The organism is Vibrio sp. 1069 (assembly GCF_033340555.1).
The window spans coordinates 382367-396266 of record NZ_JAWOWP010000004.1 but is presented as its reverse complement, the minus strand read 5'-3'; the positions used below and the strand labels follow the sequence as shown (position 1 = coordinate 396266).

At 45.2% G+C, this 13900-nt stretch carries 15 protein-coding genes and 1 other RNA gene; 4 read left to right on the top strand and 12 right to left on the bottom strand.

Annotated features, from left to right (window positions below; all coding sequences use genetic code 11):
- Positions 1–43: 43 nt before the first annotated feature.
- The 5 genes from R7040_RS09835 to rsmI form a co-directional block, all read right to left on the bottom strand.
- A complete protein-coding gene (locus R7040_RS09835) occupies positions 44–1837 on the bottom strand; it encodes a penicillin-binding transpeptidase domain-containing protein (RefSeq protein WP_005372922.1) in 1794 nt (597 codons plus the stop codon).
- Positions 1834–2151: a cell division protein FtsL gene (ftsL, locus tag R7040_RS09830; RefSeq protein ID WP_318096852.1), complete on the bottom strand. Its 318-nt coding sequence runs from the start codon at positions 2149–2151 to the stop codon at positions 1834–1836. Before ftsL ends, R7040_RS09835 begins: the two co-directional genes overlap by 4 nt.
- Before the next feature lie 5 nt (positions 2152–2156).
- Positions 2157–3107, bottom strand: coding sequence for a 16S rRNA (cytosine(1402)-N(4))-methyltransferase RsmH (gene rsmH, locus R7040_RS09825; protein ID WP_318096851.1), 951 nt, complete (start codon positions 3105–3107; stop codon positions 2157–2159).
- Between the two features lie 175 nt (positions 3108–3282).
- An RNA gene (rnpB, locus tag R7040_RS09820) (RNase P RNA component class A) lies at positions 3283–3713 on the bottom strand.
- A 167-nt stretch (positions 3714–3880) separates the two neighbouring features.
- Positions 3881–4744, bottom strand: a complete 864-nt coding sequence (rsmI, locus tag R7040_RS09815; RefSeq protein WP_005372907.1) for a 16S rRNA (cytidine(1402)-2'-O)-methyltransferase — start codon at positions 4742–4744, stop codon at positions 3881–3883.
- Positions 4745–4812: 68 nt separating this feature from the next.
- On the opposite strand from rsmI, the gene R7040_RS09810 reads away from it, so the two are divergent.
- From R7040_RS09810 to R7040_RS09795, 4 genes are read left to right on the top strand one after another with little or no spacing between them, the layout of a single operon-like run.
- Positions 4813–6624 (top strand): penicillin-binding protein activator, encoded by a 1812-nt coding sequence (locus R7040_RS09810; RefSeq protein ID WP_005372905.1) that lies wholly within the window; start codon positions 4813–4815, stop codon positions 6622–6624.
- Entirely contained in the window at positions 6611–6979 is a 369-nt protein-coding gene (locus tag R7040_RS09805; protein ID WP_005372903.1) for a YraN family protein, read from the top strand. Before R7040_RS09810 ends, R7040_RS09805 begins: the two co-directional genes overlap by 14 nt.
- A gap of 3 nt (positions 6980–6982) precedes the next feature.
- Positions 6983–7573, top strand: a complete 591-nt coding sequence (locus tag R7040_RS09800; protein ID WP_005372901.1) for a phosphoheptose isomerase — start codon at positions 6983–6985, stop codon at positions 7571–7573.
- Between the two features lie 21 nt (positions 7574–7594).
- On the top strand, positions 7595–8263 hold the full coding sequence (locus tag R7040_RS09795) for a BON domain-containing protein (protein WP_017633609.1): 669 nt from the start codon (positions 7595–7597) through the stop codon (positions 8261–8263).
- A gap of 71 nt (positions 8264–8334) precedes the next feature.
- Here the strand turns inward: R7040_RS09795 and sspB are convergent, their stop codons facing one another.
- The 7 genes from sspB to rplM all read right to left on the bottom strand — a co-directional run bounded on the left by sspB (position 8335) and on the right by rplM (position 13668).
- Positions 8335–8820, bottom strand: a complete 486-nt coding sequence (sspB, locus tag R7040_RS09790) for a ClpXP protease specificity-enhancing factor (RefSeq protein WP_005387408.1) — start codon at positions 8818–8820, stop codon at positions 8335–8337.
- Between the two features lie 17 nt (positions 8821–8837).
- Positions 8838–9473, bottom strand: a complete 636-nt coding sequence (gene sspA / locus R7040_RS09785; protein ID WP_005372897.1) for a stringent starvation protein SspA — start codon at positions 9471–9473, stop codon at positions 8838–8840.
- Positions 9474–9569: 96 nt separating this feature from the next.
- The gene (locus R7040_RS09780) at positions 9570–10307 is read right to left on the bottom strand and encodes a cytochrome c1 (RefSeq protein WP_005372881.1); all 738 of its coding nucleotides are present in this window, start codon (positions 10305–10307) and stop codon (positions 9570–9572) included.
- On the bottom strand, positions 10304–11569 hold the full coding sequence (locus R7040_RS09775; protein WP_005372880.1) for a cytochrome b: 1266 nt from the start codon (positions 11567–11569) through the stop codon (positions 10304–10306). The genes R7040_RS09780 and R7040_RS09775 overlap by 4 nt, the downstream gene beginning before the upstream one ends.
- Positions 11569–12159, bottom strand: a complete 591-nt coding sequence (petA, locus tag R7040_RS09770) for a ubiquinol-cytochrome c reductase iron-sulfur subunit (protein ID WP_005372877.1) — start codon at positions 12157–12159, stop codon at positions 11569–11571. The genes R7040_RS09775 and petA overlap by 1 nt, the downstream gene beginning before the upstream one ends.
- Before the next feature lie 672 nt (positions 12160–12831).
- Positions 12832–13224, bottom strand: a complete 393-nt coding sequence (gene rpsI / locus R7040_RS09765; protein ID WP_005372876.1) for a 30S ribosomal protein S9 — start codon at positions 13222–13224, stop codon at positions 12832–12834.
- A 15-nt stretch (positions 13225–13239) separates the two neighbouring features.
- Positions 13240–13668 (bottom strand): 50S ribosomal protein L13, encoded by a 429-nt coding sequence (rplM, locus tag R7040_RS09760; RefSeq protein ID WP_005372872.1) that lies wholly within the window; start codon positions 13666–13668, stop codon positions 13240–13242.
- Between the last annotated feature and the right edge of the window lie 232 nt (positions 13669–13900).

Here is a 13900-nt window from a genome sequence, read left to right as displayed (position 1 = left end):
GCTCAGGTTTTCTTAATTTTGTTTGCTCAGTAAACCACAGGGCTTACTGTTGGAATTTGTTTTCGTCAGGTGCAACATTGAGTATTTGTAGCGCGCCTTTCATGATTTCAGAGAAGACAGGAGACGCTACCGAACCACCATAGTAGTCATCGCCTTGAGGCTCATTTACGATCACTACTAAAGCAATTCGCGGATCGCTAACCGGAGCAAGCCCAGCCGTGTAGGTGATGTACTCATCGCTGTACCCACCGGCAGAAGCTTTACGTGATGTACCTGTTTTCGCTCCCACTCGATAACCAGGAACTGCCGCTCTGCGAGCCGAGCCCCCTTTTTGAGTTACGGTTTCCAACATGTCTAATACTTGACGCGCATACTTCGCACTCACCACTTGACGTGACATGTCATGATCATTGCTTTCAATAATATGAATAGGCTCGTATTTGCCAAGGTTTCCAAGCGTCGCATAAGCATGGGCTAGCTGAATTGGTGTAATTGATAGACCGTAACCAAACGCAATCGTGGCGCGCTCAATTGGCGACCAACGAGTTCGTGTAGGAAAAATACCCGTCACTTCCCCAACTAGGTTTAGGCCAGAAAGCTCACCAAAACCCACTGAACTGTACAGCCCAAGAAGCGCCTCTACCGGCATTTGCATTGCTAGCTTCGTCACACCGATATTACTCGACTTTTTAAGGATCGTGGTCAAGCTCGCTTTGCCTACGCGAGAGACATCTCTGACTCGACTACCACCTAAACGTAGGACACCATTACCGGTATCTACGATGGTATCTTTATCGGCTATCCCATTTTCTAAGGCGGCTAAAATAACGAAAGGCTTAATGGTCGAACCAGGCTCCATTGAGTCCGTGATCACTCGGTTACGCATTTGATAGCTTTGCCAATCGCTACGATTGTTAGGGTTGTAAGAAGGAGCATTAACCATGGCCAATACGGCGCCCGTTTTTACATCCAACATGACAACGGAACCTGAAGTGGCGCGGTGGTCCGCAACGGCTTGCTTAATCGCACGATACGCAATCGCCTGTAGGCGCTGATCGATAGTTAACTGAAGTGATTTGCCTTCTTGCTTGTCTTGCCAAGCAATGTTTTCCACAACACGACCATAACGGTCTTTACGAATAGTTTTCTTACCCGCCGCGCCAGTGAGCCACTCATCGTAGCTACGCTCCACACCTTCTAGGCCATGCCCGTCAATGCCTGTTACACCGACTAAGTGAGCACTAACCTCACCTGCAGGATAATAACGACGAGATTCCGACTTAAGGCCAACACCTGGCAGCTTTAGCTCACGAATATAGTTCGCCATGGCCGGACTGACCTGGCGCTGCAAGTAGATAAAGCGACGTTTTTCATTGCGCTTAATTTTGTCTATTAACCCTTGTCGGTCAATACCAAGAACATCCGCTAATGCATGCCAACTTTTGGTCTGGCTTAACGCGTTTTCTTTAAATATAGTGGCAGGATCTGCCCAAACCGCCTCAACCGGTACACTGACAGCAAGCGGCTCACCATTTCGATCCGAAATAATACCGCGAGCAGAAGGAATGGATTTAACACGAACCGAACGTAGGTCACCTTGTTTAATCAGGTTATCTGGCTCAATGATTTGGATGTAGGCTACGCGTGCCACCAAAAGGGCAAATGCACAAAAAACAAAAAACAGTAATAGATGGAAGCGCCAACGAATCAAGAAAGATTCTTCGACCGCCACTTTCACTGCTTTATTATCGTTTTTCTTATCCCCCGTAGCCGCTTTCTCTTTTGCTACAGGTTTACGCTTATTGGCTTGTTTCGTGTTGGATTTTTTTCTAATCATTTGAGCGTGACAACCACTTCTTTATCGCCATCAGGTCGTTTCATTTCAAGTTCTTTTTTGGCAAGGTCTTGAACACGACTGTGTTCCGCGAGGGCAGTTTCTTCCAACATTAAGTTGCGCCATTCGCTATCTAATCGTTCTCGTTCAACCAACGTATGGTCTTTCTCGGTGATCGCTTGACGCGCATGGTGGGTAGCAAATACCACTCCCATTGCCGATGCCACGAACAATAGCAACAACAGTAATGGCCAGCGACCAACAGTGAGGAGATCTGTTGCAATCAACTTAGCAAGATTAGGAGTGGATTTCGTCATAATAATTAAAGCTTTTCCGCAATTCTTAACACAGAGCTGCGCGAGCGAGGGTTCATTTCAATTTCTTGTTTGCTTGGCTTAATCACTTTGCTCACCGCTTTCATATTCGCACTACCAAGAGCACGAATTTGCTCTTCCGTCATTGGAATACCGTGTGGCACTTCAGGCCCTTTGCTCTCTTTACGGATAAAACGTTTGACCATACGGTCTTCCAGAGAGTGAAAGCTAATCACAGATAAACGGCCTTCAGGAGCCAGAATGCTCGCCGCGCCTTTAAGTGCCGTATCAATTTCTTCTAACTCACTGTTGATGTAAATACGAAAAGCCTGGAAAGCACGAGTCGCAGGGTGTTTTTTCTCTTTAAAACTTTTCGGTGCGGCATCTGAAATCAATTTTGCCAGCTGACCAGTGCGAACCATTGGCTCATTTTCTTCATCTTCACGGTAGGCAACAATCGCTTTTGCAATACGGCGCGCATGTTTATCTTCCCCAAACTCGCGAATGACCCAAGTGATATCATCGAGGTCTGCTTCCATCAACCATTGAGATACTGGAACACCTGATGTCGGGTCCATACGCATATCTAGCGGACCGTCTTTCATAAAGCTAAAGCCACGCTCTGCGTCGTCTAACTGAGGAGAAGAAACGCCTAAATCCAGCAGAACACCATCCACTTTTCCAACTAGCCCATACTCTTCAGCATACTCAGCAATACCAGAAAATGGACCATGAATAATGGTGAAGCGAGGGTCATTGATTTTGCCTGCCTCAGCGATCGCTTGAGGGTCACGGTCGATACTGTACAGTCGGCCATTTTCACCGAGTTTAGATAGAATTGTCCGGCTGTGACCGCCACGGCCAAATGTTCCATCAATATAGACGCCGTCTGGTTTGATAGCTAAGCCATCAATGGATTCATTTAATAACACGGAAATATGTTGGAAGGTTTCGGTCATAGCTTTCTCGTTGAATGATCTTGAAGCGATTCTTTAGTGTACTGATTTCCTACATCATCGCCACCACAAGTCTAAAGTTAGACGTGATTTACGCCAAGTTTATTGGTAATGACATAGTTTGCGTCAATTAAATGCAAAAAACCCATCACTACCGAAGTAGAGATGGGTCTCGAATAGGTGGAGCCGACACATAAGCCGGGTTCTGTTCCGCTTGCGCGGCGGTAGCCATTCGTCTAGGCCAGCAATCACTCACTGGCTCGAGCAACCTACCCGCCTCCTTACGCGAGCAACGCAATGTGGAGGCCTATTTGGTCTTGCTTCAGGTGGAGTTTACCCTGCTACGAACTATTGCTAGTCGTCCGGTGCGCTCTTACCGCACCCTTTCACCCTTACCTGTACCCTTACGGGCCATCGGCGGTCTTCTCTCTGCTGCACTTGTCGTAGGCTTGCGCCCCCCAGGCGTTACCTGGCACCTTGCTCTATGAAGCCCGGACTTTCCTCCCCTTTGTCAGTCTCCCGAAGGACGTCAACGTCAGTCTCCCAAAGGGACTTCGACGTCAGTCTCCCGAAGGACATCAACAAAGCAGCGACTACCCAGTCAGCTCCGAGGGCGGATTGTATAGAGTTCTCACTTCAGAGTCTAGTTAGATCACAGATATGATGAAATGAATGCACTAAGTGATGACTTTTTAGTCAACGTGCCAAAAATAGATAATAAAAAGGCCGATGCCTAAACATCAGCCCTCATTGACCATTTATCTCGCTAGTGGCACTTAGTCTAAGTTTTCTAAGCCCCATTTATATAACGCATTCTTCTTCAAGTTATGTATTTCTGCCACCAAAGCAGCTGCTTTTTTCAAAGGCAGCTCTTTGGTCAAAATGCCTAACGTGCGTAAAGCATCTTCAGGTAGTGAGTCGTCTGTTGTTTCACGATGGCCATGTACCAACAATACCATTTCACCACGCTGTTGGTTATCGTCACTTTTCACCCATTCAATCAGCTCACCTAACGGCATGCCTTGAATGGTTTCAAAGGTTTTTGTTAGCTCTCTTGCCAACACAACTTCTCTATCTGGGCCAAGAACGTCTAACATGTCTTGTAGAGAGTCTAAAATACGGTGCGGTGACTCGTAAAAAATACACGTACGCTCTACCGAAGCAATCTCTAGGAATTTATCCTTACGACCTTTGCTTTTCGGTGGTAAAAAACCTTCGAAGCTAAAGCGATCCGATGGCAAGCCAGAGGCACTTAACGCCGTAATGACCGCACAAGCACCTGGAAGAGGCACAACTCTAACGCCCGCTTGACGACATTTTGTCACCAAATGGTATCCTGGGTCGCTGATAAGTGGCGTACCAGCGTCAGAAACTAATGCGATAGACTGACCGGAAAGCAGCTTTTCTACCAAAACTTGTGCTTTTTGCTGCTCATTGTGGTCATGTAGAGCAAAAGTTTTGGTTTGAATATTGAAGTGAGACAGTAATTTGCCCGTATGTCGAGTATCCTCAGCGGCAATGATGTCCACAGTCGACAGAATTTCGATAGCACGTTGGGTGATATCCGCTAAATTTCCGATTGGAGTCGGTACGATATAGAGAGTTGGCCCCTCATTCGGCAACTTATTTTTATCTGTCATTTGTTTACCATCACTTCAACGATTAATATAGAGACAATTTTGTACAAAATTATAGAGAACTCACGGCAATGATTAACCATAAGAGACTCAGTGTACCACGCATACTTACTCCTGTTGCACTAGCAATTACGCTCGCCGCCTGTTCTTCAGGTCCAAGACAGCCTGATGGCGTTGATGTAACACTTGAGCCTACTCAGTCTGTTCAGAACTATATGATCCAAGCTGATAGCACGGAAGGCAGTTTACAAAATGACTGGTTGATCATGGCAACCAAAGCCGCGATTCAAGCAAACCAGTTTGATCAAGCAGAAATGTTGATCAAGCGCCTGGCTCGTCAACAGTTAACCGAAGTTCAGCAAGCAGAGTGGCAACTAGCGCGTGCGACCATACAGCAAAAACAGGGTAATTACTCTCAGTTGCTGCAATTGTTGAATTTTAAACCTTGGTGGAAGTTGCCAAATGAGCAATGGAAAGACTATTACTTGATGCGTGCCGACGCTTATCAAGGTCTTAACCAAGCGTTTGAGGCAAACCGCCAACTGGTTGCATTTGGCCAATATGCATCGTCCGCGGAGCAGAGAGAGATTTCTAGCCGTATTTGGATGAACTTTGGCAGCTACTCCGAGTACGAACTGACCTCATTAGAAACAGAGCCAAATGAAGATGTTTTGGATGGTTGGCTACAACTCGCTATTTATGCGAAAACGCTGTCGGGCAACTTATCCCAACTAAAAAATACCCTAGAACGCTGGTTAAACGAGAACCCATCGCACCCAGCCGCTATCTACACACCAGAAGAGATTCAAAACATTCTCTCTCTAGATATCGTTAAACCAAACAACACCGCTTTGTTACTGCCGCTTACTGGTAAATTCTCGCCACAAGCGCAATTAATTCGTGATGGTTTTGTGTTTGCGATGATGAATGATCGTAACCGTGATCCAAGCGCTACCCTCACGGTAATAGACACTAATGCGTATAACGCCGACCAAATTAAACAACGTTTGATCAATGAAAACATCGATTTTGTTGTTGGTCCTCTAGAAAAAGAGAACGTTGAGCTATTGCACACAACCATGGATGGCTCAGAAAATGGTCCTACGATTCCAGCCCTTGCGCTAAATATTCCCGAAGATGTGCAACCAGATAGCAATATTTGCTACTTGGCATTATCACCGGAACAAGAAGCCGCACAAGCAGCGAAACACTTGTTCAGCGAAGGCTATAACTTCCCTCTGATTCTGGCACCAAAGGGCAGCTTTGGTGAACGTGTAACTGAAGCGTTCAACAAAGAGTGGCGCAAGTACAGCTCTAATAAAGTCGCAGCAAGTTATTTTGGTGACAAGCGCCAACTTCAAAAAGACATCAATGAAGTATTTGGTCTGCAAGAAAGCAAACAACGTATTGCTCAGATGCAATCACTAATGCGTATCAAGCTTGAAACACAGCCACGTAGCCGTCGTGATGTCGATGCGGTTTATATTGTTGCTAGAAGCACGGAACTGACCTTGATTAAGCCGTTTATTGAGGTAGCGATTAATCCAGACGCCAAAGCGCCACAAATTTTCTCTAGCTCGCGTAGCAACAGTGGCGGCGCGACTTACGAAGATCTAACAGGCATCATCTACAGCGATATTCCATTGCTGATTGACCCAGACCCTAGCGTGACCGCTGAAATGAACGAGTTGTGGTCAGAGCAATCTAACATGGAAAAACGTTTGAAAGCACTGGGTATGGATGCGTATAAATTGATTGGGGAGCTGCCACAAATGAAGGTCGTTCCGGGCTACTCAGTTGGCGGCCAAACCGGTATTTTAAGTATCGACAATAATTGTGTTGTACAGCGTGAGCTAAGCTGGGCTGAGCGTGGGGCTCTTTAGCAAGCGCCAAATCGGAAATCAATATGAAGCTCTGGCGAAGCAGTATTTACAACGCCAGGGCTTAAACTTTATTGAACAAAATTTTCTGACTAAGGTCGGTGAGATTGATTTAATCTTCCAACAAGGTGAAACTATTGTGTTTGTTGAAGTCAAATACCGTAAGAACAATCACTTTGGCTCGGCAGCAGAAATGGTGACGCACGCTAAAATGCGCAAGCTAGTCAAAACCGCACAAGTTTGGCTTAGCCAACAAAAGCGCTTAAAACACAATATCGATTATCGATTTGATGTCATCGCCATTCATGATAATGGTCGAGATATCAACTGGATAGAAAACGCAATCTCTGAAGGATAAGCGATGCTAGACAGCATTAAAGACAGCTTTACAGAAAGTATTCAAATTCAAATCGCAGCAGCAGAGGCGCTGCCTGATGCCATTACTCATGCAGCTCAAGCGATGGTGTCGAGCCTGCTTAATGGCAATAAAATTTTATGTTGTGGTAATGGCGGCAGTGCTTCAAACGCTCAACAATTTGTTTCTTGTCTTTTAAACCGTTTTGAAACTGAGCGCCCTAGCCTACCAGCAATGGCCTTAACCGCCGATAATACCACCCTAACCGCAGTGGCCAACGATTACCACTACCAGGAAATCTTCTCAAAACAGGTACGAGCGTTTGGTCAACCAGGCGACATTTTGCTTGCCATGTCGACTAGCGGTAACAGTAAAAATATTATCAAAGCGATGGAAGCAGCCGTAACTCGAGACATGACGATTATCGCGCTAACAGGAAAAGATGGCGGAGAGATGGCAGGACTGCTCGGTGAGAACGACGTCGAAATTCGTATTCCATCACACCGCACTGCACGTATTCACGAAGTACATATGGTAACACTCCATTGCCTTTGTGATCTTATTGACCAGGTGCTTTTCCCTGCTCACGAAGAGTAACCAAGACTGAGAATCAGAATTATGATACGTAGCCTTGTTATCTTATTAACAGCATTGAGTTTAAGTGGTTGCGCAGGTTTGTTTATCGCAGGTGCAGCAACCACAGCGAATATTGTCACGGACACACGCACGACAAAACAAATCTGGCAGGACAATAACATTGAATTCGAAGTTGCGGCGATCGGCAATAAAGCACCGTTTAAAGGTGAAGTACGTGTCGTTGCCAGTTCATATAATGGGACTGTAGTCCTTATGGGACAAGCTCCGACACAAGACCTTATCCTTGCTTTAGAGCGAAGGGCTCGAGAAGTTAGTGGTGTAAAAGTCATACACAATCAAATCAAACAAAAAGAGCCACTCACTGTTACCCAGATTAGCAATGACAGCTGGATCACAACCAAAGTAAAGTCAGCTTTGCTTACTGATTCTGAGCTTAATGGTGTTAAGGTTAAAGTGATCACCGAAGATGGCGACGTTTTTCTGTTTGGTTATGTCACGCCAGAGCAAGGCGATCGAGCGACAGAAATCGCGCGTAATATCTCAGGCGTAAAACAAGTCATTAAAGGGTTCCAATACGGCGAAATGGAGCCTGTTGAAGTAGACTTACCGAGTGACGGTGTACAAACAATAGAAAGTGAGGCAAGTACAGAAAGTGAAGAGAACGTCGAAGTCTTTACGATTAGTGAGTAATTTCCAAAGTCTGGCTTGAAATCATCTTCAACAAGTTAAAAAGAAAAAAGCAGCGTTACGCTGCTTTTTTATTATTTAATCACTCTTAAGCTTGGTTTGCCTTTTGGTCGAGGAGCATCGTCCTCTTCGGCATCTGAATCAGAAACTAACTCAGAAGGCTCATCGCTAACCGTTGTGAACGATGGGGATGATTCTTCCTCGGTCATCGCTTCTTCTTCGATGTGAGTGTACGCTTCTTCTGGTTCAAACATAGTACCAGCACCATTCTCACGTGCATAAATAGCTTGAACAGCATACACAGGCACGATCACTGAGTGCGGACGACCGCTAAAGCGAGCATGGAAGGTAATCGCATCATTACCTAACTCAAGATTACCCACTGCACGTGGCGCAATATTCAAAATAATTTGACCATCTTGAATAAATTCAACCGGGACACGCACCCCTGGCATTGTTGCATCCACAACCAAGTGAGGAGTCAAGTCATTGTCTACTAACCAGTCGTAAAATGCGCGAAGCATATACGGGCGGCGAGCAGTCATTTTTGCAATATCCATAACGTGTTTTAAATCGCTTAGCGAACTAGGCGCATTTCACGTTCAGCTTCAGTCAAAGAAGCAAGGAACGAATCACGTTCAAATACGCGGTTCATGTATACCTTGATTTCTTTTGAACCAGGGCCAACAAGATCGATACCAAGTTGAGGCAAACGCCACAATAGTGGAGCTAGGTAACAATCGATCAAGCTGAATTCTTCGCTCATGAAGTACTCATATTCAGCAAAAATTGGCGCTAACGTCAGAAGATCATTACGCAGCTTTGTGCGTGCTTTTTCTGATTCTTCCGCATTACCTTTCATCACTTTTTCAGCGAGTGAATACCAGTTGCGTTCGATACGGTACATCATCAAGCGGCTGTTGCCACGAGCAACAGGGTAAACCGGCATTAGAGGTGGATGAGGGAAACGCTCGTCCAAGTACTCCATGATGATTTTTGAATCGTAAAGAGCTAGCTCACGGTCAACAAGAGTTGGCACTGATTTATATGGGTTTAGCTCAACAAGCTCAGCAGGAAGGTTTGCTTCGTCAACAAGCTCAACTTCAACACTTACGCCTTTTTCAGCTAGTACAATGCGAACCTGATGGCTATACAAATCTGATGCACTTGAGAAAAGAGTCATCACAGAACGTTTATTGGCAGCTACAGCCATGGAGCCCTCCAGTACACTTACAAATAAAAACAATGGAGGCTAAGCCTCCATTGTACATCAATTAAAATTGGGAATTAGCACGGTATTTTAGCACAATTAATGCACATCGCGCCAATACTCTTTCTTGAGCATCACAACAACGATGGTTAGAAGCACTAAGAAGCCCATTACCCACCAGCCTAGAGCATGACGCTCAAGCTGCACTGGGTCACCTGAATAAACTAAGAAGTTAACGAGATCGCCAACCGCTTTGTCATATTCGCCTTCACTCAGCTCACCCGTGCCATCGGTTTCAGTACCAACAACAACTTGTACTTCTTCGCCATCTACGATTTTCGTATCGTAAATCGGCGTCGGGATGCCCTGTAGCTCTTCAAGCACATGCGGCATACCAACACTCGGGAAGACGATGTTGTTCACGCCGAATGGACGAGATGGATCAACATAGAAAGAGCGTAAGTAAGTGTATAACCAATCAGCACCACGAACTCGTGCAACCAACGTAAGATCTGGTGGTGGAGCACCAAACCAGTTTGCCGCTTGCTTCGGTGGCATAGCATTGACCATTAGATCACCGATTTTCGCTTCAGGATTGAAAATCAGGTTTTCTTTCATTAAGTCTGTTGGAATTTCCAAGTCTGTTGCTACACGCTCGTAACGCTGGTATTGCGTAGAGTGACAAGCAAAACAGTAGTTCATGAATAACTTCGCGCCGTTTTGTAGCGAAGCTTTATCCGTAAGGTCAACATTCGCTTTATCCAGCGGAACATTGGCCCCAGCTGCCATCGCTAGTGATGGCAACATAGCAAATAGAATTACAATCCACTTCTTCATTTGAATGTCACCCTCTCTGGTAATGGTTTGGTTGCTTCATTTTTGCTGTAGAAGAACAGCAACACAAAGAACATGAAGTAACACAAGCTAAAGATCTGAGATAGTAGTGTGTACGTTGGTGTCGCAGGTAACGCACCTAAAATACCCAGAGCGATAAAGGCGATGGTGAACTGTACAATATTCAATAGATGAAGTTTGCTACGGTAACGGTATGAACGAACTTTACAACGATCCAACCAAGGTAGAACAAACAGCACTGCAATTGACGCGCCCATTAGGATAACACCTAATAGTTTGTCTGGAACCGCACGTAAGATTGCGTAGAACGGCGTGAAGTACCATACCGGAGCAATATGCTCTGGTGTCTTCAGTGGGTTTGCAGCTTCAAAGTTAGGAGGCTCAAGGAAGTATCCACCCATTTCTGGGTTAAAGAACAGCACGTAACAGAAGAAGAACAAGAAACCAGCAACACCGACCAAGTCCTTAACCGTGCCGTACGGATGGAAAGGAATCGAATCAATGATGTCATATTTCTTCGTGTAGTAATCGTGGAACTTGAATTGCGTTTTGTAATCGTCGCCCATTGAGCCTTTTGGCAGCTTAGTTTCGATACCATCCGGGTTGTTTGAGCCTACTTCGTGCAGCGCCAATACGTGCAGAACAACAAGAAGAAGCAAAACGATAGGCAGTGCAATAACGTGTAGTGCGAAGAAACGGTTTAGCGTTGCACCAGAGATGATGTAGTCACCACGAATCCAAAGTGTTAGGTCATCACCGATAACAGGAATAGCACCAAACAGGGAAATGATTACCTGCGCACCCCAGTATGACATCTGACCCCATGGAAGTAGGTAACCCATGAACGCTTCAGCCATGAGAACTAGGAAGATCAACATACCGAAGATCCACAACAGTTCACGAGGTTTTTGGTATGAACCGTAGATCAAACCACGGAACATGTGAAGATACACAACAACGAAAAACGCTGACGCTCCAGTGGAATGCATGTAACGCAGAAGCCAACCGTACTCTACATCACGCATAATGTATTCGATAGACGCAAATGCACCGTCACCTGAAGGAACATAGTTCATCGTTAGCCAAATACCCGTTAGGATTTGGTTAACAAGAACCAGCATCGCCAGAGAACCGAAAAGGTACCAAAAGTTGAAGTTCTTAGGCATTGGGTATTCAGACAAATGCTTTTTATAAGCATTCATTGCAGGAATACGCTTTTCAACCCAATCTAACATTGCTTGCATTATGCATCTCCCTCATCAACACCCACAATGAGCTTGGTATCGCTCAAATACATGTGCTTAGGAACGACAAGGTTCAACGGAGCAGGTACTCCTTGGAACACTCGACCAGCCATGTCGAACTTAGAACCATGACAAGGACAGAAGAAGCCAGATCTTACGCCCTGCACCTGCTCTGAGAAAGAGTCAGGTAGATAGGTTGGTGAACAACCTAAGTGGGTACAGAAACCAACTGCGACGAAAAACTCTTCCTTAATCGAACGAAACTCATTCTGAGCGTACTCAGGCTGCTGCTCCATTTCAGATTGTGGATCGCGAAGCTTATCACCGATCGATTTTAAGTTATCCAGAACGCTTTGAGTGCGGCGAACAATCCATACAGGTTTTCCCTGCCACTCAACACGAACCAGCTGACCTGGTTCAATTTTACTTATATCCACTTCCACCGGTGCGCCCGCCGCTTTGGCTTTAGCACTCGGATTCCATGATTTGATAAAAGGCACGGCGACGGCGACTGCCCCTAACCCACCAACAACTGCCGTTGTAGCGGTTAGAAAACGCCTGCGACCGTTATTTAAAGGCGCGTTGCTCATCCAAACATTCTCCCATTTGCTCCCTTTGGATCGTTATTATTCCGCTTATAAGAGCATGGCTAACAAATAATGAATTTAGTTCTATTTATTGGAGGGAAATGATAAAGAAAACCCTACTTTTTGACAAGATAAAGCTACCTTTTTGTAACATTTGTGAGGCAAATCGCTCGCGTCGTCACAAAAGCGGCAGAATTATAAAAAATTGATGTGATTTGTAACAAGAAAGCACCACATAGAAGCCCCGCTGAAAGCTGATAAAACCTTTTATCTTGGTAGTTTTCAGTTAATTACACAGAGAAATATTTCGTATTACGCGTTCAGCTTACTGTGTTTATATTTTCAATTTTGTAGCACGCAGAATGCTCAAAAAGGAGCGTAAGTCATTTTAAAACATGTTACAGGAAGAATAAGATACAAAGACATTCTTGCTGATGAATACATCTATGCTGCATCGCAAGAGAAAGCGTGGTGAGTCGCGATTAAATAAGGCACAGATATAAAACGGCACTGGCACCTTTCGACGAAGAGGACGAATAAGAAGGCCTGCTCGGAGTGTGATGATAAGTGAAGGCTGTTCGTTGCTTTAAATACAAAAAAGCCCGGCATAGAGCCGAGCTTTTGGTACACAGTTTCCAGAGTAACTCTGAAAGCATAATTCCCGATAAGAGGAAATTAACGCTTAGAGAACTGTGGACGACGACGTGCTTTACGTAGACCAACTTTCTTACGTTCAACGCAACGAGCGTCACGAGTAACGTAGCCAGCTGCGCGTAGAGCAGGACGTAGAGACTCATCGTATTCCATAAGCGCGCGAGTGATACCGTGACGGATAGCACCAGCTTGACCAGAAATACCGCCGCCTTTAACTGTTACGTAAAGGTCTAGCTTTTCAGTTAGTTCAACTAGCTCTAGAGGTTGTTGTACAACCATACGTGCTGTTGGACGACCGAAGTATTCGTCAAGGTTACGCTTGTTTACTACAATGTTACCGCTGCCTGGTTTAATGAAAACACGTGCAGCTGAGCTTTTGCGACGGCCAGTGCCGTAGTATTGATTCTCTGCCATTTTCGAAATCCCCAATTAGATGTCTAGTACTTGTGGTTGTTGAGCAACATGGTTGTGCTCAGCGCCCGCGTAAACTTTTAGCTTACGGTACATAGCACGGCCTAGAGGACCACGTGGAAGCATGCCTTTAACTGCAAGCTCAAGAGCCATCTCAGGTTTACGATCGATCAACTTTTCAAAAGTGATAGATTTTAGACCACCTGGGAATTCAGAGTGACGGTAGTACACTTTGTTCTTAGCTTTGTTACCAGTTACAGCAACTTTCTCAGCGTTGATAACGATGATGTAATCACCAGTGTCAACGTGAGGAGTGTATTCAGCTTTATGTTTGCCACGTAGGCGAGATGCAATTTCACTTGCTAGACGGCCAAGAGTTTTACCTTCAGCGTCTACAACGTACCAGTCGCGTTTTACAGTTTCTGGTTTAGCAACGAAAGTTTTCATGCTAACAATAACCCGTTAATTAAATTTTAAACTTTAAAGGAACACCCAATAGTGCTCCCACACTGTCTAAGAGCCCAGTCATCACCCCTTCGAGTCGTTGGTACTCTCGACCTTCAATTTCGAAATAACTTCGATAATCAGGTCTGCAGTAACGGTGGGTCGCAGGATTATAGAGAAGAGCGAAGAAAAAATCACCTTTTTTTGCGCCAAATCACTAATTTTTTCTTCACTT